The organism is Rufibacter aurantiacus (assembly GCF_017916345.1).
GTDB lineage: Bacteria > Bacteroidota > Bacteroidia > Cytophagales > Hymenobacteraceae > Nibribacter > Nibribacter roseolus.
Map to the genome: position 1 here is coordinate 1,247,171 of NZ_JAFMSV010000001.1, position 23,041 is coordinate 1,270,211.

At 46.6% G+C, this 23,041-nt stretch carries 12 protein-coding genes and 2 tRNA genes; 9 read left to right on the forward strand and 5 right to left on the reverse strand.

Features of this window, described 5'->3' with window-relative positions; all coding sequences use genetic code 11:
* Positions 1 to 159: 159 nt before the first annotated feature.
* Positions 160 to 1,731 carry an arabinan endo-1,5-alpha-L-arabinosidase gene (locus tag J3P34_RS05125; protein WP_210486757.1) on the reverse strand — a complete coding sequence of 524 codons (1,572 nt, stop codon included), beginning with the start codon at positions 1,729 to 1,731 and terminating at the stop codon, positions 160 to 162.
* A 1,248-nt stretch (positions 1,732 to 2,979) separates the two neighbouring features.
* Here J3P34_RS05125 and J3P34_RS05130 point away from each other — a divergent pair.
* From J3P34_RS05130 to J3P34_RS05150, 5 genes are all read left to right on the forward strand, one after another.
* On the forward strand, positions 2,980 to 6,114 hold the full coding sequence (locus J3P34_RS05130; RefSeq protein WP_210486759.1) for a SusC/RagA family TonB-linked outer membrane protein: 3,135 nt from the start codon (positions 2,980 to 2,982) through the stop codon (positions 6,112 to 6,114).
* Between the two features lie 11 nt (positions 6,115 to 6,125).
* Positions 6,126 to 7,964 (forward strand): RagB/SusD family nutrient uptake outer membrane protein, encoded by a 1,839-nt coding sequence (locus J3P34_RS05135; RefSeq protein WP_210486762.1) that lies wholly within the window; start codon positions 6,126 to 6,128, stop codon positions 7,962 to 7,964.
* A 10-nt stretch (positions 7,965 to 7,974) separates the two neighbouring features.
* Positions 7,975 to 8,658, forward strand: a complete 684-nt coding sequence (locus tag J3P34_RS05140; RefSeq protein ID WP_246853539.1) for a DUF3823 domain-containing protein — start codon at positions 7,975 to 7,977, stop codon at positions 8,656 to 8,658.
* A gap of 258 nt (positions 8,659 to 8,916) precedes the next feature.
* On the forward strand, positions 8,917 to 10,458 hold the full coding sequence (locus tag J3P34_RS05145) for an alpha-N-arabinofuranosidase (protein ID WP_210486765.1): 1,542 nt from the start codon (positions 8,917 to 8,919) through the stop codon (positions 10,456 to 10,458).
* Positions 10,459 to 10,684: 226 nt separating this feature from the next.
* Positions 10,685 to 11,680, forward strand: coding sequence for a glycoside hydrolase family 43 protein (locus J3P34_RS05150; protein ID WP_246853540.1), 996 nt, complete (start codon positions 10,685 to 10,687; stop codon positions 11,678 to 11,680).
* A 152-nt stretch (positions 11,681 to 11,832) separates the two neighbouring features.
* Here J3P34_RS05150 and J3P34_RS05155 read toward each other — a convergent pair whose 3' ends face one another.
* Positions 11,833 to 12,591 carry a sterol desaturase family protein gene (locus tag J3P34_RS05155; RefSeq protein ID WP_210486767.1) on the reverse strand — a complete coding sequence of 253 codons (759 nt, stop codon included), beginning with the start codon at positions 12,589 to 12,591 and terminating at the stop codon, positions 11,833 to 11,835.
* Positions 12,592 to 12,943: 352 nt separating this feature from the next.
* Here J3P34_RS05155 and J3P34_RS05160 point away from each other — a divergent pair, with 352 nt between their 5' ends.
* From J3P34_RS05160 to J3P34_RS05175, 4 genes are all read left to right on the forward strand, one after another.
* Complete coding sequence (locus tag J3P34_RS05160) at positions 12,944 to 15,865, forward strand: PAS domain S-box protein (protein WP_210486769.1); 2,922 nt, start codon at positions 12,944 to 12,946, stop codon at positions 15,863 to 15,865.
* Positions 15,866 to 16,306: 441 nt separating this feature from the next.
* Positions 16,307 to 17,167 (forward strand): SdiA-regulated/phytase-like domain-containing protein, encoded by an 861-nt coding sequence (locus J3P34_RS05165; RefSeq protein WP_210486771.1) that lies wholly within the window; start codon positions 16,307 to 16,309, stop codon positions 17,165 to 17,167.
* Positions 17,168 to 18,002: 835 nt separating this feature from the next.
* Positions 18,003 to 18,434, forward strand: coding sequence for a hypothetical protein (locus J3P34_RS05170; RefSeq protein WP_210486773.1), 432 nt, complete (start codon positions 18,003 to 18,005; stop codon positions 18,432 to 18,434).
* Positions 18,406 to 19,554 (forward strand): hypothetical protein, encoded by a 1,149-nt coding sequence (locus J3P34_RS05175; protein ID WP_210486775.1) that lies wholly within the window; start codon positions 18,406 to 18,408, stop codon positions 19,552 to 19,554. The genes J3P34_RS05170 and J3P34_RS05175 overlap by 29 nt, the downstream gene beginning before the upstream one ends.
* 101 nt (positions 19,555 to 19,655) lie before the next feature.
* On the opposite strand, the gene J3P34_RS05180 is transcribed toward J3P34_RS05175, so the two are convergent.
* From J3P34_RS05180 to mutS, 3 genes are all read right to left on the reverse strand, one after another.
* A tRNA-Leu gene (locus J3P34_RS05180) sits at positions 19,656 to 19,739 on the reverse strand.
* Positions 19,740 to 19,815: 76 nt separating this feature from the next.
* Positions 19,816 to 19,888 (reverse strand) — tRNA-Gly (locus J3P34_RS05185).
* A 512-nt stretch (positions 19,889 to 20,400) separates the two neighbouring features.
* Entirely contained in the window at positions 20,401 to 23,040 is a 2,640-nt protein-coding gene (gene mutS / locus J3P34_RS05190) for a DNA mismatch repair protein MutS (RefSeq protein ID WP_428480427.1), read from the reverse strand.
* Position 23,041: the final 1 nt, after the last annotated feature.

Consider the following 23,041-nt stretch of genomic DNA (forward strand, 5'->3'; position numbering starts at 1 on the left):
GACAAGGGGAAGCTCTTTAGTTCCTTTTTCTGGCTAAAAACAGAAAAGTGAATTAAAGAAGACAAACAAATACATATGCTTAAAACTTTTGTATTCATTGAAATCTTATTTAGGTCAAAGCAACAAAGTTTGGCAAGCCAGATTGGTGAAAATTAATTATCAGAGCACCCTTTTACCCCAAATCGGTTGCCCAGATGCAGTAAAGCCGGAATAGGAAAGTGTCGTCCTCCTTGGTGAGGCCTCCCAATCCCATGCAGTCTTTACATAAAGTTTATTTCCACTCATGGACAGCACACCTTTGGCAGCATCGTAAGACCATGTTCCACTAACAGCGCCACTGACTTTATTATCAGAGGTCAAAATTACTCTTGCTGACTTCTGGATGGTTTGGAACTGATACTGCATGGCAATATGCTCCCATGTCCCCACCAATGATTCTTCAGTGATAGCAGTCTCAGGGACAGCTGCGTATCTCTCCGGCATTACTGCCGGCCAACCATCTTCAGTCCACTGTATTTCCCTAATCTGCCCCATCATGACTGCGTTTGAGGCATTGATACCTGGTACATTGTTCGGCAAACGGCCTTGAGAAGAGTAAAACCATTTTTTTGTATCTGGATCTTGGAAGATGGCACAGTGGGATATTCCAACCCATCCGGTATGGGTAGCAAACCCGTATGGGTGCGTTATCATGGGCCAGCATTCTGCCCCTGCCGTTACATTGCCACCATCAATTCCTATGTATGGTCCTGTTATATTTCTGGAACGGGCTACCCGTGTGTTATAAGCAACTGAAAGCTCATCATATGCCAAAAAAAGGTAGTAATAACCCGTTTCTTCATTATAGACTACCTCCGGCGCTTCTAAGGCTTGCCACCGATTTGTATTGACATTTCCTCTTCCTGCTATTCGCACCCCATAGTCTTCAATCTTTTCCAGTTTATCTGGTTTACCTGAAGCAGGATTAAGCTTTAAGGCGGCTATTCCGGAATGCCATGACCCATATATGAGCCAATGCTCTCCAGCAGGAGTGACAATAAAGCTTGGGTCTATTGCATTGAATCTATAATAACCGTTCCAATCATTTCCACCTTCCCGAACATAATCCACAACCCCGTCAGGCTCAGAACACACGACCATTCCTTTGTCAACCCAAACATTACTAGCTAAATCTTCAGATTCCGCCAGACCAATAAAGGCGCGTTCGGTCCAGTAAGAATTTCTATCAGCCCCAAAGATGGGGTCATCCACCACCACACTATAATACAGCCGGTATGTATTCCCCACCTTTCTTATGCAGGGAGCCCAAAACCCGTACGTGGGGTTCTCTATGGGTGGCAGGTTAATTCTGGCCCTCTTACTATTTAAGCTATCCTTGATCCACGCCGGAGGACTTTTAAAAGCCATTCCCATGAATTCCCAGTTTACCAGATCTTTGGACCGTCTAAAAGGATAATGTCCCTGGCCTGCATGGGCATTTCCGTAAGAGGCATCTGTTTGGTACATGTAATAAAACTCGCCACTTTTAGCAACGGTAGGATCATGTACATTTGCTAAATTCCATTGAGAGCGACTTGCCCATGCTGCAATTGAAGTGTAGTTATCTGAATAAGTAGGACCATTAAAAGTACTTAGTACAGGGGCAGGCTCTACCACTTCTTCTTCTTTGTCCTTACAGCCTGCTATACTCAGCAAAACACCTATGGCGGCCACTAATAATTTATTCTTCAATTTCAGTTTATTTAAAGCCTCACCTATGAGCCTACTAGGGTTATTATTTGAGCAAACCCCCTCTCCATCCTAAATCATCCTAGTAAACTAAGACACATACTTTCTCTTTGAAGATATAGTCTGCTTAATATATGAAGCTCTACCTGGCAACTGAGGCACTTAATCCAGGTTACTTATCGTCTATGCAAGAGCTTCTATGGCAACATCTTATGTTTTTAGCCTATTCTCCTAAAAACAGGTAAAAGCATTTTTATTTAAGATTCTCTATAAATGAGAATGCTGAAACCTTATAGCCGTCCACTTTTTTCACGGATATACATTGATAAGTTCCCTAGCAACTAGACACGAGGCTTCTATCAACATTACCTTCTCCTCCTCAACTAAGTTAACTCAACCTTTAACTAGACAGTGATTTTGCATATACCAATGATACTGATACACTTACCAGGATAGACTATGCTCCTTGAAGCAAACTTTCTCTCAATAAGAAGAATCTCTCAAATTTAAGTGTTAACAGTACATTTATTTTTTTTCATAAATGTAGCTTCATTTTGAATTTTTCGCAACAAAAAAATAATTATGCGTAAATTTCCCTTACTTTGAGCTCGCAACGTCACCTAAGCAGTCCCCTAAGCAAAGGGCATTAAATATATAAAGCATTGTTTTATAGATATTTAAACCTAACACAACCCTTTAATTGCCATTTTAACACTTACGGCCTCATTGAGAAACAGGCTTCTTAGCCACAAACGTTGCTTCTCTCCCACATCTTGCTTCTCTAAATTGAACAAGAAAGCCCTAGCAGCAAGAAATTTATTTGACAAAATACTGGAAATACTTCTTGAGTATTGATATTATTGCAAAGCATTTGAACCTCAGCGCCCCTGCATTAGTATTATCACAAAGAAGCGTCTTTTTCAAGCATGATTATTCATGCTTTTTTTAGCGCCTACTTATATAAGTGTAAATAATACATTTATATACAAAAATTTAAAGGAACCAATAGATAAAAAGTTCATCAAAGAGATTGATGCTGGGCATTATATAGGGATACATACATCATTCACTTGATGAACACTAGCGATCTTACAGATAAGGTTTGAAAGTTTTCTTAGGCTAAATATTCAGAAAGGAGGGAAAGATTAAGGAGATGCTACAAAATCACCCATTTAACTAGTAGTAGGGCATCTTATCTACTCATGCACAATTACAATCACTATTAAACTAAAAAATCAAACATTTAGAATCATGAGAAATAAACTACAATGTTCTTTAAACAAGATAAGGTACTTGCTTGTATTTTATTTTAGCATTCTTGGAATTTCAGAGGTAGTCGCTCAGAATACCACCAATGTCAGTGGAAAAGTAATAGACAAGGATGGAGGAGCTTTGATCAGTGTAAGTGTATCTGTAAAAGGCACTACCGTTGGAACAAGCACAGACATCAATGGAAACTATTCATTACAGGTTCCTGACAGAAACAGTACACTTGTTTTCTCCTATATAGGATACCTAACCCAAGAAGTCCCCATAGATAATCGCTCTACTATTAATGTAACCCTTGCTACAGATACCAAAACCATAGACGAGGTGGTTGTTGTTGGTTACGGTACACAGTCAAAAGAAACGTTAACAGGCGCGGTTAGCAATATCAAATCTGAAGACATAACTAGAACCACTTCTGTTACAACCTCTGGGGCTCTGGTTGGTAAAGTAGCGGGCCTTAATGCTCGCCAAGCTGATGCAAGACCTGGCTCAGGAACAACGCTGCAAATAAGAAATATGGGCACTCCCCTCTATGTTATTGACGGAATCCCTTCTGATGAAGGAAGCTTTAACAACTTAGGGATCAATGACATTGAAAGCATCTCTTTGCTTAAAGATGCGTCTGCCTCAATCTATGGGTTAAGGGCTGCAAATGGGGTGGTACTTGTTACTACAAAAAAAGGTAGAGCAGATAAAATTAGCATCAACTTATCTGGCTATTACGGTTTACAAAACTTTACCCGCTACCCAAAGCCAGCAAATGCTTATCAATATGTCCGAGGGCTTGCTGAATCTGACCAAAACAGAGGAATCGCAACAACTTGGACCCCTGCACTATTAGAGAAGTGGAGACAAGGTACAGAACCTGGCTTCCAAAGCTTTGACTACTATGACTTTGTTATCAAACCAAATGTTCCACAGTCATATTTAAACGCAAGTGCTTCTGGTGGCTCTGACAAGATGAAGTACTACTTTTCTGTAGGCCATCTTAATCAAGATGCAATGATTGAAGACTTTAACTTTAACCGCTCTAACATTCAAGCCAATTTAGAAGCAGGCTTGGCAAAGGGTCTGAAAGTTGGAACACAAATCAGCGCAAGAATTGAGGATCGTCACCAGACAGGCGTACCAGGCTTAGATGATTATTTCAATCCGTTCTTAAGTATTTTCACTATGTGGCCAACGGAGCGTCCTTATGCAAATGACAATCCTAACTACATTAACGGCGCGGTGCATAATGTAAACGTAAACCCCGCTACCTACAAAGAAGATATAACGGGTTATGTAGATGACACTTGGAAATCATTCAGAGGAAATCTCTTTGCTGAGTATGATTTTGGTTTTGGATTATCCGCAAGAGGAACCTACTCCTACACTTATACAACTAATATCTTCGAAGGATTTGAATATACCTATGATGCTTATAGATATGTCCCAGAAACAAATAGCTTTGAAACCTTTGGAGGTAACCCCAATCCTTGGAGAAACAAACGGAGAACTGATATCAATGAACGTGTAGCTCAATTACAGTTGAACTATACAAAGCAATTTGGCAATCACAACATTGCAGCCTTATTAGGCTATGAGCGCTCTGATAGGGAGGAGACTTTCTTACAGATTGCCACAAACCCACCTAACAACTACATACCACTTCAGCGTTTTGAAAACCAGATTGGATTAGCTGACACCTGGAACATACAGGCAAGAGCGGGCTATATTGGCCGCATCAACTATAATTATAAAGAGAAATATCTGCTTGAGGTTTTGGGGCGTTATGATGGTTCTTTCCTTTTTCCTAAAGACAATCGTTACGGTTTCTTCCCAGGCGTTACTGCTGGCTGGAGAATCTCAGAAGAGCCTTTCTTAAAGGACAAGGCAGGGGATTGGCTGTCAGAGTTAAAACTGAGAGCTTCTTATGGTGAGACAGGTAGCGATGTGATAAATAATGCTTTCATTGTTTCACCCTTCAGCTACCTGGGAGGAACTACCTATGGAAATGGAAGTGCTGTACTTGATGGCGTGTTAATTACAGGGTCACGCCCCAGAGGCATTCCTATCACTAATCTGTCTTGGGTAACCAACAAAGCAAAAAACATTGGTATTGATTTAGGCTTCTTGAATAACAAGATTACAGCTCAATTTGATGTTTTTGAGAGAAAACGCACAGGTTTACCAGCTTCAAGATATGATGTACTACTACCAAGTGAAGTTGGGTACGGCTTACCAGCAGAAAACTTAAACTCTGATGCAATCAGAGGATTAGAAGGGATGGTAATGTACAGGAACTCTATTGGTGAGTTTAGCTACAGCATAGGCGGTAATGCAACTTTTGCCAGGCTGAGAAATCTAGAGACTTATAAGCCCAGATTTGGAAACTCATATGGTGAATACAGGTCGTCTATAGAAGACAGATGGGCTAGCGTGAACTGGGGGTATGAGTACATTGGTCAATTCCAGTCACAAGAGGAAATTGACAATTATACTGTAGATATTGATGGCAGAGGCAATACAACCTTACTACCAGGTGATTTAATCTACAAGGATGTTAACAATGATGGCATCATCAACGATTTGGATGTAAGGCCAATAGGCTATGCCCAGGGTGCTACTCCTTACTTCAGTTATGGCATAAACGGTAGTGTGTCTTGGAGAAACTTCTCCTTAGCATTTGACTTTGCCGGAGCGAGCAACCAAAGTTACACGCGTGAATGGGAGCTTAGATTCCCCTTCCAGAACAATGGTAACTCACCAGCCTTTATGCTTGAAGACCGCTGGCATCGGGAAGATCCATTTGATCCGAATAGTGCCTGGGTAGCTGGAAAATATCCTGCCATCAGAAAAGATGATAATGGCCACTCAAATTATCGTCATAGCACCTTCTGGCTTACAAATGTGAGATATATCAGACTAAGAAACCTTGAGCTCGGATATAACTTCCCTAGTGCATTGATCAATAAACTGGGAATCTCTGCTTTGAGAATCTATGCTAACGGCTCTAATTTGTTCTCAATAGATAATTTAAAAGATTACGAGATAGATCCTGAGATAGGTTCAGGCAATGGTTTGGTGTATCCTCAGCAGCGGGTATATAATTTCGGTTTCAATCTATCCTTCTAATTGCTATTTAAATGAAAAATATACTAAAGTGCTTTTTATTAAGTGCCGTTCTAATCACCTCTTCATCTTGTGAGGAGGATTGGCTGGATCGTGATCCTCAGGAAATTATAACAGACGAACAGACCTGGAATGACCCTGATATCATTCTGTCTGTATTAGCAAACTACTATGACCGCATTCCAGCTCACCAGTCGCTTACGGGTGGTTGGCAAGCATTTGCAGAGTATGATGAGGCTATGTGGTCTGGTTTTGGCAATGACGAGTGGAGAAACAACCAACCCATTTATAATTATGACAGAATGAGGTTGTGGAATTATGACCTTGTTAGAGATCTCAACCTTGCCATAGAAAAGATAGGTGCCTCAACAAGTCTGACCGAGGCTCAAAAGAATTCATTCATAGCAGAGCTAAGGTTCTTAAGAGCACTTAACTATTTTGAATTAGTTAAGAGAATGGGCGGAGTACCTCTGGTAACAACTCAACTGATATATGATTTTAGTGGCGATCCTACCCCTTTGCAGGTCGCAAGAAGCAGAGAAGAAGCCATTTATGATTTTATCTCCAGCGAAGTAGATCAGATAAAGGACCAATTGGGAAATGCAGGCAGCAAGACGAGGGCAAATAAATTCACAGCTCTGGCACTTAAATCCAGAGCCATGCTCTATGCTGGCTCAATAGCCAAATACAACAACCTAATGGCTTCGCCCATCACTACTCCTGGTGGTGAGGTGGGGATACCTGCCTCCAGAGCAAACGAGTACTTCACTGAATCTCTAGAAGCCTCAAGAGAAATCATCACATCAGGGTCATACTCTTTATATCAGGGCAATCCAGATAAAGGGGAAAACTTCTTTGAGGCTGTGACCAAGAAGTCTAGTAACCCAGAGGTGATTTTAGCGCAAGATTTCGCTAAAGGCAAAACCCATTTTTTTACTTATGACAACATCTTTTTCTCAGCAAGAGAGGATAACCTTAGCCCAAGCGCTGTCACTCCTTCCCTTAATTTAGTAGAGAAATTTGAGTACCTAGATGGCTCTGTGGGTACGTTAAAAACCAGAACAGCTGACAATAGCGACTATATCTATTATGATAGCCCTGAAGATATCTTTGCTAATAAAGATGCTCGCTTGTATGGTACGGTTATCTACCCTGGAACGTCATTCAGGGGAGTAGAAGCAGAAATTCAGGCAGGAGTTAAGGTTTGGAATGGTACCACCTACGAGAATGTTGAAGGCAACCTTGGGTCTACCTATACAGATGGAGGCTTGTTAACAGGTGCTGATGGACCACGCCGTTCACAACTGGAAACCACCAATACAGGATTCTATCTAAGAAAATACTTAGATCCTCAGGCGGGGGCTGGTTCACGCAGCCAACTAAGTACTATGTGGTGGGTAAGATTCAGATTTGCTGAAGTGTTATTGAATGGAGCCGAAGCCGCGCTTGAACTGGGCTTCCAGGATGAGGCTGTAGGTTATGCGAATAAAGTACGGGAGAGAGCAGGCTTCGGAGCAAATAGCTTGGCTACACTAACAATGGCCAGGTTAAGAAATGAACGTGCAGTAGAATTAGCCTTTGAAGATCATCGTGTATGGGATGCAAAGCGCTGGAGAATTGCCCATGAAATATGGGATGGCAATACCAATAGCCCGGATGCAGTAATCTATGCATTATACCCTTACAGAGTAGTACGCCCTGGTTCTCCACAACATAATAAGTATGTTTTTGAGAAACTAAGAGCACCTCGCTTTGTTTCTCCGCATACCTTCAGATTAGGTAATTACTACTCATCTATTGATCAAAACGTGATCAATAACAACCCTAAAATTGTAAGAAATCCATTCCATTAATAGAGGAATCATGAGAATTAAAGCAATATTTAATCTGATGTTAGCATTTGGAATAATGCTATCCGGATGCAATGAACATGATAATTTTGAACCACCCAAGTCAACGCTGACAGGTCGTGTTGTTTATAATGGGCAACCGCTTAGTCTTAGAAGTGGAGGCGTACAGCTAGAACTTTGGCAAAAAGGTTATGCCTTTCGTGAAAAGATTCCTGTATTTGTAGCGCAAGATGGCTCCTATTCTGCTACTTTATTTGATGGAGACTACAAACTAGTACTACTAAGAGGTAATGGACCTTGGGTAGACAATAGTGACAGTATAGATGTACAATTAAGAGGCTCAACTAATATAGATGTTCCAGTACAACCCTATTACGTAATTGAAAACGAACAATTTCAGCGCAACGGGAACAACGTTACAGTCTCCCTTAATGTGCGGGAAGTAACTCCGGGGAGACAGATTGAAAGAATCACGTACTACTTAGGAAAGACAACAATTGTAGATGCTGGAGATTGGGCAGCGGTAACTGATATTTGGTGGCCAGCTCCTGAGTCGCTTGCCAATGTACAAACTCTTACACTAGGTATTCCTGCAGCCCTTGCGAACAAAGGTTATGTTTATGCTAGAGTGGGTATAAAGATGGCTGGCATAGAGGAAATGATTTATGCCCCTACTCAAAAGATCCAAATTAATTAAATCTTAACAAGGCATTTCCTTATCCAACAAAGAGGGGCTTAACCTATAAAGGTTAAGCCCCTCTTTGTTGGATAAGGAAATTTAAAAAATATTCAACCTACCAAATACCATCTTATAAACTAGTATAAGAAAGCCAAAATCTATAAAATAAGTTTTATAATTGTAATAAATACACTTATATTTATTGCAAATTTTACGAATAAAAATCAGCTAGCTTTAAAATTTAACAGAGAATCCCTACCAAAACAGCCCTAAAGTATGAAGTACGCAATCCTGAGTTTTCTTCTCCTGCTGAGCTCCTTAGGCTCTTACGGACAAAACACGGCCACTCTTACCGTTCCTGCCAAGCCAGACAGAACCATAAGCCGCCACATCTATGGGCATTTTGCCGAGCACCTGGGCCGATGCATCTACGGCGGGTTTTATGTGGGCGAAAACAACACCAAAATTCCTAACACCGCCGGGGTGCGGAACGATGTGGTGGATGCCCTGAAGAAACTGAAGATTCCTAACCTGCGCTGGCCAGGCGGCTGCTTCGCCGATACCTACCACTGGAAAGACGGCATCGGGCCCAAAGACCAACGCCCTACCATTGTGAATACCTGGTGGGGAGGCGTAACCGAGAACAACAGCTTCGGGACGCATGACTTCCTGAACATGTGCGAACTGCTGGGTACCGAGCCTTACCTGGCCGGCAACATGGGCAGCGGCGCCGTGCAGGAACTGGCCGACTGGGTACAGTACGTGAACTTTGGAGGCGTAAGCCCTATGTCTGCCCTGCGCAAGAAGAACGGCCGTGAGCAACCCTGGAAAGTGAAGTACTGGGGAATCGGGAACGAGGCCTGGGGCTGCGGCGGCAACATGACCGCTGAGTACTACGCCAACGAGTACCGCAAGTACGCCACCTTCGTATCTGACTGGAACAACTCCGGCGGCCTGACCCGCATTGCCTCCGGCGCTAACTCGGCTGACTACAACTGGACAGAGACGTTGATGAAGGTAATCCCTAAAAACCTCATTGAGGGCGTGGCCCTGCACCACTACTCGGTGATCAACTGGGACAAGAAAGGCCCGGCCGTGAATTTTAATGAGCAGCAGTACTTCACCACCATGAAACAGGCGCTGTTCATGGACGAGCTTATCCAGAAGCACTCTGCCATCATGGACAAGTATGACCCAGAGAAAAAAGTAGCCCTGGTAGTAGACGAGTGGGGTGGTTGGTACGAAGTGGAACCAGGTACCAACCCAGGCTTCCTGTACCAGCAGAACACCATGCGTGATGCCATGATCGCGGGTTCTACCCTCAACATCTTCAACAACCACTCTGACCGCGTGCGTATGGCCAACCTAGCGCAGGCCATCAACGTGCTGCAGGCCGTAATCCTCACCGATGAGGAGAAAATGATCCTGACGCCTACTTACCACGTGATGGAGATGTACAACGTGCACCAGGATGCCACTTACCTGCCCCTCACGGTGAAAAGCACTGACTACACCTTGGGTGAACAGAAACTGACTGCGGTGAACGGATCGGCCTCCCGTGACAAGAACGGCGTTACCCACGTGTCTCTGGTGAACATTGACCCTAAAAAGAAGCAGGAAATCTCCATTGATATTGACGGAGCCACCTACAAGTCCGTATCAGGTCGCGTGCTGGCCTCCAAAAGCCTGCAGGACCATAACACCTTTGCCAAACCAGACCTGATCAAACCAACTGCCTTCAAAGGCGCAAAGCTGAAAGGCAAAACCTTGCAGGTAGACCTTCCGCCATTCTCGGTGGTGGTGCTGGAGATGAAGTAATCTTTCCAAAGCGTGGTCAGCAGCAGAATTATCCGCTCTGGCCACGCTTTTTCTTTTGAGTTTCCCAAGATCAGCCAACAGGTATCCGATTTCTGTTTTAAGCCTGATTTTCTAAAAACAACCCCAAAACAAATTCCCCAAGTTTCCGCTTGTGACCTGTTTTCCAGAAAGAAGGCCTGAAACGCATCGGGCACCTGGCTATCTGTTCATCCACTCCTCAATAAGCATGAAAAATATAGTTACAACACTTGGTAAAGCCACTGTTGCGGCAGCGCTCATGGGCTGCTTTACAGGTGCGGCCTCGGCTTCAACTCTTGCAGGCTCAGATACCACTTTCAAAGCTACCAGCAACCCCATTATTACCCACAAATACACCGCAGATCCGGCGGCCCTGGTGTACAAAGACAAGGTGTACCTGTACGCCGGTTTTGATGAGGCCCAGCGCGAGGGGTATTTCATGAACGATTGGCTTGTTTTCTCCTCCCCGGATATGGTGACCTGGACCGAGCACAAGGTGCCGTTGCGGGCCAAAGACTTCAACTGGGCCAAAGGCGAAGCCTGGGCCTCGCACGTAGTGGAGCGGGACGGTAAATTCTACTGGTTCTCCACCGTGGAACACGCCACCATCCCCGGGAAAGCCATCGGCGTAGCCGTTTCAGACAACCCCATCGGACCATTCAAGGATGCCCGCGGCTCTGCCCTCATCACCAATGACATGACCACCGACATCAAGATTGGCTGGGATGACATTGACCCGGCCGTGTTTATTGATGATAACGGCCAGGCCTACATTTTCTGGGGCAACACCACCCTGCATTACGCCAAGCTCAAGAAGAACATGACCGAATTGGACGGCCCTATCAAAACCATCAAGCTCCCGCACTTCACTGAGGCGCCCTGGGTACACAAGAAGAATGGCCTGTATTACCTGTCTTACGCCTACCAGTTCCCCGAGAAAACCGCCTACGCCACGAGCAAAAGCATTGAAGGTCCGTGGGAGTACAAAGGCATCCTGAACGAATTGGCGGGCAACTCCAATACCAACCACCAGGCCATCATAGACTTCAAAGGCAAAAGCTACTTCATTTATCACAACGGTGGCATTCAGCCGGGGGGTGGCAGTTTCCGGCGCTCCGTCTGCATTGACTACCTGAACTACAACAAAGACGGCTCCCTGAAACGAGTGGTCATGACCTCAGAGGGAGTGAAACCAGCCAAGTAAGCACCTGACCACAGCCCTAAAAAGCAACTTCTGTTTAGAGGCTGATTTCGTAAAAACAGCATAGAAAAGCGCCTCGCAAGTCTGGCTTACGAGGCGCTTTTATTATTTACTCCTCAGAGAATTGGCTCATGTCGTAAAACCGGCCGTCTGAATTACTGCGGCTTGCCTGAACTCACCAGCTTGGACAGGGTTTCTTTGTATTTTGTGTGGGTGGTTCCCAGCCATTCGTCCCAGAACCGGAAGTAGAGCCCATAGTTGCCCTTGAAGAACTTGTGGTGCATGTTATGGTTGGTGGAGGTGTTCAGCCATTTGCCCACCGGGCTGTCCACTAGCCAAGCGGGGTAAATCTCATAGCCCAGGTGACCATACACGTTGTACACGGTCATCAGGAGCAGAAACAGGGCAATGGCCAGCGGATGGATGGGAATGAGCAAAGCCACCACAAAGATGATCCCGCCTTCCACCACTGCTTCCAGCGGACTGAACGAGAAAGCCGCCCATGGCGAGGGATTCACCGATTTATGGTGCGTTAGATGGAACAGCTTAAACAGACGGGCATGGTGCATGAGCCGGTGGGTCCAGTAGAAGTAGGTATCATGGATCACCAGCGCCAGCACCACGCTCAAGGCAAAATAAGCCCAGCCATACGCGGAAATATCGGTATAGATCTGCGTGTGCGGCAGGACGTACTTTGAAGACAGCAACACCCCATACAGCGCAAACACCAGAAAAGTAAAGAACGAATACCCCACTTCGCGCGCGTAGTCTTTGCGGCGGGGAAACAGGGCTTGTATCTTACGGCCGGCGAATTTCTTAGGGAAGAAAATATAGAACAACACAAAAGCCAAGCCCGCAATAACCAGGTACCGGGCGGCTAGCACTGCATAGAAAAACCAGAATTGTGCATCCATTTCAGATGGCAGATGAATTTGATTGATTGGCCAACATTGACTCTCTCCCTCGGAACATTTCTAGCGCCTTGATTAGTTTACCCCCAAGTCAGAAAATATGGATTAGGTAGTCTGCAGCTATCATTTTTCCCCACCAGAGATAATATTTTATACAATAAATCTAGAATTTGCGTTGACACTGGGACTATTTTACCAAAACTAAGCCTTAAATTCGCAGAAACATACGCCAACCCTCCCCTTTCCCCGAGATTTGGTTTCTGCTGCAATCAGCCCCGGAAGCCAAATTTACAGACCCACCTTCAAATATTCATTCTATCATATTCCATATTAAATTTCATTACGCTTTCTGGTCATGCATATTCAACGTACCCTGTTTGGTGTTTTCCTGGTAGCTTTCCTGAGCCTGCTGTTCTTCACCGTACTTGCTTATTTCAACCTGAAGGAGAATGATTCCATAGACCGCCAGGAGAAAGTCTCCCTGCGGGTTCTCAAATCAATTGAAAGCCTGTACAACAACCTGCAGGACATAGAAGAAGGTACCACCACCTTTTTGGCATCTGGGCAGCAGAACTCACTTGCGCAGTACCAGGCAGGCGCTTCGCTTTACCCACGGCACCTGCAGGCCCTGCAGCAGGCCGGCGTCACAGACATCCAGGAAACCGCCCAGATCAGGAATATTACCGCACGCGCAGAAGTCTTCACCCGCCAGGCGGCATCCTTGGTTTCCCAGGCCAGGAACCATCCAGTAAAACAAGGAGCCTCTGCCCTGCACCTGAAAAGCCAGTTGGCCCAGATAAAAGCCCTGGTGCACATGGTAGAGGAAAAAGAACGGAGCATGCTCCATTTCGCCGACGCAGATGCCACGGAAAGAACGCAACGTATGTTTGCCACCTTCGCGGCTTTCTCGGCCATCATGTTTTTCTTTTTCATTGCCACTTACTGGCTCATCAACAAGCACCTGGTAAACCGCAGCCGCACCGCCAAGGCGCTCAGGGAAAAAGAGCAGATCTTCTCCAGCCTTTTCTACAAAAGTCCCACCATGCTTTCACTGGTAGATGCCGCCACCGGAAACATCCTGGACACTAACGACAACGCCCTTGGTTTCTTCGGCCATACCCGGGAACAGGTTATTGGCAAAACTGCGGAGAGCGCCGGTATCTTTGTTGACAACTCGGCCAGGAAAGCCCTCATGGAGCGGTTAACCCAGGATCAGAAAGTAAATGGCTTTGAGATGCAGGTAAAGGCCAAAGGCCGCACAAGAGACGTTCTCTACAACATTGAAAAAGTGTTGCTCAACAACCAGGAGTGCCTGCTTCTGGCTTTTGAAGACATCACCGACCGCAAGATAGCCGAGCAGAAACTGAAGGACAGCGAGGCCCTTTTCTCGCAGATCTTCTACAAGAGCCCCATCATGAAATGCATCTCGGAGGCCGAGACGGGTGTTTACCTGGAAGTGAATGACAATTACGCGCAGTTCTTTGGCTACGAAAAGGAAGAATTCATAGGCAAAAACAGCGCTGAGCTGAACATCTGGAAACGGATTGAGGACCGCCCCATGCTGATCAAGGAACTGCGCGAAAAGGGTCCGTTACGATCTCTGGAACTGGAGGCCAGAACCAAAAACGGGGCAATCCGCCACATCTCCGCCCACGCCGACCTGGTGCACCTGGACGGCCGTGAATGCCTGGTGACGGCGTTCGTAGACATCAATGAGCAGAAAGAAGCCGATGAACTCCTGAAAAGCCTCAACGTTTCGCTGGAGAAGAACCTGGCGGCGAGAATCAAAGAGATTTCTGACTACAAGTACGCCCTTGACCAATCTTCCATTGTAGCCATCGCGGACAAGAACAAAAACCTCATCTACGCCAACGACAACTTCTGCGTGCTGTCTGGCTTCAGCAAAGATGAGCTCATAGGCAAGAGCCACCGCATCAATGATGCAGTTTACCACTCAGAGGAGTTTTATGAAAAGATGTGGGAAACGCTCTACAGCGGCAATATCTGGAAGGGCGAAATAAAAAACATGTCTAAAAGCGGGGCCACTTACTGGACAGCCAACACCATTGTCCCCATTAAGGACGACACAGGCGCTCCGCACCAATTCCTGGTCATCAGGTGGGACATTACCGCAGAAAAAGACGCTGAGGCCGCTTTGCTCCAGGCTTTTAAGGAACTGGAGAAAAGCGAATCCCGCCTGAAAGAAGCCCAGGCCTTGTCTCACCTGGGAAGCTGGGAATACAACCTTGTAACCGGGGAAACCATCTGGTCAGAGGAGATTTACCGGATTCTGGACACCACACCTGCCCAGACGGAGCCCACCTTTCTCGCCTTCATGCAGTTCATCCACCCCGAGGATGTAGACCGGGTGAAAGAATTGGTGAGAAACACGCTGGCTTCTACCACGGCCAAATCCTGCCACTTTGATTGCCGCATAGTGCGCAAGAATGGCGACATCAGGTACCTCTTCCATGAGTTTGAGAAGGAAACAAACCAACTGGGCCAGCGGGAAAAGCTGCTGGGCATTGTGCAGGACGTGACCCAGGAAAGACTGACCCAGATTGAGAAAGAGCGCATCACCGCAGATTTGCTGCAGCGGAACAAAGACCTGGAGCAGTTTGCCTACATTGTGTCACATAACCTCAGGGCGCCGGTGGCCAACATCATTGGGCTCTCAAACCTCATCAAGACGCTTGCCCCGGAAAATCCGCTCTTCCATAAATCCATGGAGGGACTGCGGATCTCGGTAGACAAACTGGATGAGGTGATCATTGACTTGAACAACGTGCTGCAGGTGCGCCAAGAGGTGAACGAACGCAAAGAGCAGGTGGACCTGAACCAGTTGGTAGACGATATCCGGTCAATGACCTCCGGCGTCATGACCAAGGAAAAAGTGTCCATTAAAACGGACTTCTCTGATTTGGACAAGATTTACACCATCAAAAGCTATCTGCACAGCATTTTCTCCAACCTTATCTCAAACAGCATCAAGTATCGGCAGGCAAACCAAAAACCGGCCATTGAGATCCAGGGCTCCAGAAAAGACGGCAAAAACATCATCACCTTCCGCGATAATGGATTGGGCATCGACCTGAAGAGCCATCAGCATAAAATCTTTGGTCTCTACAAGCGGTTCCACTTCCACACCGATGGCAAAGGAATGGGCTTGTTCATGGTGAAAACGCAGGTAGAGGCTTTGGGCGGCAAAATTCATGTGCAGAGCGAACTCAACCAAGGCACGGAATTCTCTATTGAATTTGAAGAGGCCTACACGTAAAAGGCTTTCTGAAAGCAGAGAACTCAAGCACCTTCCAGGAAGCCTATCTATGCTAATTTATCAAAAACAGCCCTAAAATACAGACAGCCTGCTTCTAAGCAGAAACCCATTGTTTGGATGGGAATCCATGCTTCTCTATCTACCTGTTATTTAATTGGTCTGTATCTTCTGAATTCCTTTCTACCTTTTGCTGAAGGCTCATTCCTTCTCTCCAAAAATCAGCAGAACAGATAGAACTATAAGCTTAATCCATTAATTTATTGGATTTCAGATTTTATAAATTAACTTACTCTTAAATCTAACGCTTTCTGGGAATCAAAAAGACTTACGTCTTAAAGGCCTTTGTATGCCCTTAAGCCGGCCAGAAACTGTAAACTTACGTCCCCCGCAAGTCTCCTCAATCAAAGTAAACCTTCCTATTCTTACTTTAAAGGGATTCCTATGAAAACATACCTGCTGCTTGACTTTTTCTTTTCTTTGCTGCTGGGGCTATCGGGTTGCAGCAAATTGGAGGATACCACCAAGATTACCCCAGACCAAAACGAGGAACCCACCAAAACCCTGGTTGTTCCCATCATCAATGAGGCCTCTGGCATTGCTGATAGCAAAACCGTACCGGGTCATCTTTGGGTACAGGAAGACAGCGGGAATCCGGCCCAATTGTACTTGCTCAGCCACAAAGGGGCCGTTTTAAAAAAAATACCCCTAAAAGGCGCCAAAAACCGAGACTGGGAAGACATGGCCATCTTTGGAGACCAGATTTACCTGGCAGATATTGGCGACAACAACAAAACCGCCCGGGAATATGCTTTCTACAGTTTTAAAGAACCTTCGGCCTCAACAGACACCATCAGGAACATCTCGGTGGTCAAATTCAAATACCCCGATGGCTCGCATGATGCGGAGGCCTTCCTTATTGACCCAAAGACCAGGAACATTTTAATCATTACCAAAACAGACACGCTTTCCCGGGTCTACAAACTAAATTACCCCTTCTCCTCTACGGCCATGAATACGGCAGAATTGGTGGGGAATCTACCCTACTCCTACGTGGTAAGCGCTGCCCTTTCTGGCAGCGGGAAGGAAGCAATTGTAAAAACCTACTCTGCCTTATACCATTATCAGCAGAAAGGCAGCGAACCGCTGGAAGAGTTCCTACTTAAGGAGTTCAATACTCTGCCTTACACCATTGAGCCCCAAGGAGAGGCTGTCACGTTTGCCGCCGCAGACTCAGGCTACTTCACCTTAAGCGAAAAAGGGTTGGCCTCGGCTGTAAATCTTTACTTTTACAAGAAAAAATAGCAGGTGATACACGCTGTAACTAAGCAAAAAGCTCTTCCGGATTTTCCTAAAACACATTGCAACTTCGCCCAACCCAGTAATAATTGCACTATAATCACCTTTAACTTCCTTTAGCTACTTCACTGTTTTAACCAGAACGGCACCTAGATGATTCATCTGCAAATATAAACACGCTACATACATGCCAGTACTACTATAACTTTTTCTAACATTATTGTATTTTTCATAGCACCTCAATTTTGTTAGTAAGCTTAGTGTATCTCATTTAGATGTTTACAGATAAACTTTTCCAACAACCAAACTTTTAATAATCCTATTACTCAACAATTCTCCTGGGTTTGTTATTTGCAGTTTTGCCTATATAAACACCTAGGAAATAGACATTTACAAAACATATAATTGCATTTTATACGTATAAAATTTAACTTGACCCACTCAATTGTGTTACTTATCATATTAATCACTCCCAAACTTATTAGTATGCGCCTCATCTTGAGCAGTTGAGCCACCCTAAACCTTATTCTCATTTTCGGCCTTCTCTTTTGGACAGGACATGGCTGAAATATTTTAGAATCTTTAAGCAATAGCAATACCGCGCATGGCCCAAGCAGAGCAAATCCGCTCAATACCTGGCCATCCTTACTTGTAAGAATGGCAGCCGGCCCTTGTAGAAATTGAGAATGTTTTAGTTACCACCTGGTATCAGTCTTTAGAAAGACAAAGATTTTCTGATATGTTCTCCCTAAGATTTACCCTGGTGCTTCTGGCTGTTTTGCTAATACCATACTTCCTGAGGTCTAAGTATGGAGTTGCTTTAGAGCCTTATCCGGCAGTGATGCTTCCATCCGGATCGGGCACAGTGGATGTAGACCCAGACAAAACAAAGGTAAAATTCACCTCTTTATATGCCCTCAACACAGAGGGCACCTGGAGCAAGGTTGACAATGCACGCCTGCTTTACCCTATTCCTATTCAATACTTAAACCCTATCCTGGCGAAGGAATTTGGCCTCAAAGAAAATGCTGGTGCCATTAGGCCCGGTATACAATCTGAACTGGCCGGAAACCTAAGCATGGCCTGGGCTAAGCAAATTACGGAGCAGGACAAGAAGGAGGCAAGAGCGTGGCTAGGCAAAAAGCTGAAGCAACAGAATTTCCAGGAGTCCAGCCTCAAGGTGGTTCAAACGGTGGAAACTATCTCTATCCCGGATGGCCGAAAATTAAACAGCAGAGTAGCTTATGAAAACACTTTACGCCTGGACCAATAAAGTAAATACGCTCTTTTGGGAAAGAGTCTGCTTGTCTACCACCCCTGAAAATGTAAAAGCCCTAAGTGCTTTCCGGATTGTGGTAGGCCTTTTTATGTTAGCCATCTACGTCCCTAGTTTTAGTTGGATTGTAGGGGCTCCCCAGGCACTCTTCACTCCTCCTTTGCTCAGCTTGGCCAACCTGTTTGGAGGGTTTCCGGCACCAACCTTTTTCTACCTGCTAGACGGCGTGGTCCTGCTCAGCTTAGTTTGCTTCACCATTGGAGTCAAGGCAAGAATCTCTACCCTGGTTTTTCTTTTTGCCTGCCTTATCGGGTTGAATTTTAACTTCTCCTTCGGGAAAATAGACCATTCCATCCTGATCTATTCCTTACTGCTATGCATGTCTTTCTCCGGTTGGGGAAGACACTTAGCGGTGCTCCCAGACAAAGCATCAAGGTTTGACTCTCCTTCCAAAAGTCTCTCTTTGCTTAGCATCTTACTCTGCTTCGCTATGTTCTCGGCAGGTTTTGAAAAGGCCCTCAGTTGGCTAGACTTTGATCCTACAAAAAACGGGTTTCTGGGATGGTTCAATGACGGATATTATACCCTTGACCGGCGTTATCTATTTGCGGACTATGTCAACTACTTTCCGCCTTTGCTGCTGGAGGTCTTTGACTATACAGCCGTGGTATTTGAATTGTCTCCGCTGTTCTTTCTCCTTCACTCCCGGAAAGCGTGGCGGCTGTGGCTCCTCATTGCCTGCAGCTTTCATGTAACCAACACGTTTTTGCTCAACATCCCTTTCATCGCCAACAGCATGGTGTACCTCGCCTTCACCGACTTTACCTGGCTTTATGAAAAAATGAGCAATTTACTCAAGCAGTCCTATGTAAAAACCCTTGGGACCGGCGCCATTGTACTGCTGCTCATCATGCGAGGAAAGGAAGCTTACTACCTGGACACTTCCGCGGCCCTCTTATCCCCCAGTGACAAGACAGAACTAAAACTGTATCTAGGCCTCCTGCTTTGGATCTTTGCCATCATTTTAATCGCCAGAAGCCTGCTCCACCGACGGCCCACCGCTACCATCAGAGAACCTAACAAGGAGATAGTTCCTGTTTTAGAACCACAATTTTGAAGCTATAGGAGGGCTTTATCAATCTAAGCTTCCATGAACTTAGCTAAAACAAAGAGGCCCCGTAAGCTTGAACTTACGGGGCCTCTTTGTTTTAGTGTTCGTACCAGGAGCGGGAATCGAACCCGCACGACCTAATGGTCACAAGATTTTAAGTCTTGCGTGTCTACCAGTTCCACCATCCCGGCGACCTCATTTCCCAAGAAGGAAACGAAATAGGCAGATAAAGAAAAGACGTTACCGAGGTAACGTCTTTTAACTTTGAGCGAAAGACGGGGTTCGAACCCGCGACCTCGACCTTGGCAAGGTCGCGCTCTACCAACTGAGCTACTTTCGCGTTTTCTAATTCGCTGTTTGAATTAGTGATACAAAGGTAAGCACAAAAATCACGAAGTCAAGCCCTGACCTAAAAAAAATCTTCACAAATAGCTAATCCTACTGAAAATCAGGGAGAAAAATTTTACTCCTTTTATTGCCCTACACCTGTTTTAAGGCTGTTTTCCGGAAAACGGGTCTGAAACAGACTAGCATTTTCCGGGAGTGCAGCAGGAGAGTGCGCAAAAAACTGCTTCAATGATAAGAATCTGTCGTTCCGGTCCTATTAAAGCCCTGCCTTTAGCTCCTACTTTGGCCACATTACTGGGTTAAGCTGCTTCTGAATTGATTAAAATTTTCATAATTAACTTTCCCCATCCGTAAGCCAAAGCTCCCTAGCTGCAAATGGTGAACCCAAGGCAAAGCCATGAAGCACAAAAGCCGTTTCGGGGCTGTTTTGCTTTAAACAGCCCCGAAACGGCTTCCGCCCTCAATCCTTTACTTAGGGCTCAGAACTATAGACTCAGAATTCCTTTAGACCTTTTCTCTTTTGCCATCCACCAACATCTTCAGCTCATTCAGTTTCAAAAGCGCTTCTACCGGGGTGATGGTGTTGATGTCCAGCTTCTCGAAGACCTCTTTGATGCGCAACAGTTGCGGATCGTTGAGTTCAAACATGCTGAGCTGGTAGGGCTGCTTGGGCAGGCTTTTGAGGGTTTCCTGCGGATCCTGGTGTGGGTGCGCGATTTTCTCCTGTTCCAGGTGGTGCATGATCTCGTTGGCCCGGATCACGACGCTGTTGGGCATGCCCGCCATCTGGGCCACCTGAATCCCGAAACTATGGGCGCTGCCGCCTTCCACCAGTTTGCGCATGAACAGGATCTTGCCGTTGCTCTCTTTCACGCTCACGTTGAAGTTGCGCACCCGCGGGAAATCCTCCGTAAGCTGGTTCAATTCATGGTAATGGGTTGCGAACAAGGTTTTGGCGCGGCCTTTGGGCGCGTTGTGCAGGTGTTCCACAATAGCCCAGGCAATGGAAATGCCGTCATAAGTGCTGGTTCCGCGCCCGATCTCGTCCATAAGCACCAGGCTGCGATCCGAGAGGTTGTTCAGGATGCTGGCCGTCTCGGTCATCTCCACCATGAACGTACTCTCGCCCCGGCTCAGGTTGTCTGAGGCGCCTACGCGAGTGAATATCTTGTCAATAACCCCAATCTGCGCAGCCTCAGCGGGCACAAACGATCCTATCTGCGCCATGAGCACAATCAAAGCCGTCTGCCGCAACAAGGCGCTTTTACCGGCCATGTTTGGTCCCGTGATAATGATCACCTGCTGGTCCTCGTTGTCCAGCCGGATATCATTAGGCACATAACGCTCCCCTAAAGGCAGTTGCTTTTCAATTACCGGGTGACGGCCCTGCGTGATGTTCAGGATGGTGCTGTCATTGACCTCGGGCTTCACGTAGTTGTTCTGGGTAGCCAGCTGCGCAAAGTTGGCCAGGCAGTCCAGCATGCCCAGTGCTTTGGCGTTCTGTTGGATCTGGGGCACAAACTCGGCGGCACTCAGTACCAGCTCGTTGAAAATGCGCTGCTCAATCACGTACAGGCGATCCTCGGCGTGCAGAATTTTCTCCTCGTAGGTTTTCAGCTCCTCGGTGATGTAACGCTCAGCGTTCACCAGGGTCTGTTTCCGCATCCACGAGCTGGGTACCTTGTCTTTATGCGCGTGCGTCACCTCCAGGTAATACCCAAACACTTTGTTGAAAGCGATTTTCAGTGAGGAAATACCGGTATTTGCAATCTCGCGCTGCTGGATCTGCAACAGGTAATCCTTACCTGAGAAGGCGATGGCCCGTAATTCATCCAGCTCCTGGTTAATGCCCATCTGCACCATGTTGCCCTGGTTTGTGAGCATGGGCGCATCGGGCTTTAGCGTTTTCTGGATTTCGTCCCGAATGGATTCGCAGGGCAGCAGCTGATCCGATAGTTTCTGCAGGGCGGGAACGCCGCTCACCGCCAACCGTTCTTTGATAGGCAGCGTGGCCTCCAGCGCTCTTGCCAATTGCAGCAGCTCGCGTGGGTTTACCCGGCGCACGGCCACTTTGGAGATGAGGCGCTCCAGGTCATTGATCTGCTTCAGGTAATGGTGAATATCCTGTAACAAATCCGGACGGGCCTGCAGGGCTTCTACCGTGTCTAAGCGGCGGCGGATTTGGACAGCGTCTTTCAGGGGCAACACCAGCCATTTTCTTAGCAAGCGCCCGCCCATGGGCGTAATGGTGTGGTCCAGCACGTCAATCAGGGGCACCCCCTCGGGGTGCTGCGGGTAGATCAGCTCCAGGTTACGCACGGTGAAACGGTCCAGCCACACGTACTTGTCTTCCTCCAATCGGCCCAGGGCCGTGATGTGGCGTAGGTCGTGGTGCTGGGTCTCAGCGAGGTAATGCAGTATGGCGCCGGCGGCGGTGATGCCCTCGGTTAAGTTCTCAACGCCAAAACCTTTGAGCGAAGTGGTATTGAACTGTTTGGTAAGGGCCTCCAGCGCAAAATCATAGCTGTACACCCACTCATCCAAAGCATAATGGCAGAGATCGGACCCGAAGGTTTGGAAAAACGTCTCCTTTTTGCCTTTGCAGAAGAGCACCTCGGCAGGGCTGAAATTCTGGAGCAACTTGGCGGCGTATCCGGCATCGCCCTGGGCCAGCAGGAACTCGCCGGTGGAGGCATCCAGCAGGGCAATGCCCACCATCTGCCCTTTCCCGAAGTGCAGCGAGGCCAGGTAGTTGTTGCGTTTCTGCTCCAGCACTTGGTCGTTGAAAGACACGCCGGGGGTCACTAGCTCGGTCACGCCGCGCTTCACAATGCCTTTCACGGTCTTGGGGTCTTCCAGCTGGTCACAGATGGCCACGCGCTCCCCGGCCCGCACCAGTTTGGGCAGGTAGGTATCCAGCGAATGGTGCGGAAACCCGGCCAGCGCCGTCTCGGACGCCGATCCGTTGCCCCGCTTAGTAAGCATAATGCCTAAGATTTTACTGGCCTTAATAGCATCCTCCCCGAAGGTCTCATAGAAGTCCCCCACCCTGAAGAGCAACAGCGCGCCCGGGTGTTTCGCCTTGATGGCGTTGTATTGTTTCATCAGCGGCGTGGCGCTGAACTCTGCAGTTGTCTTAGCCAAA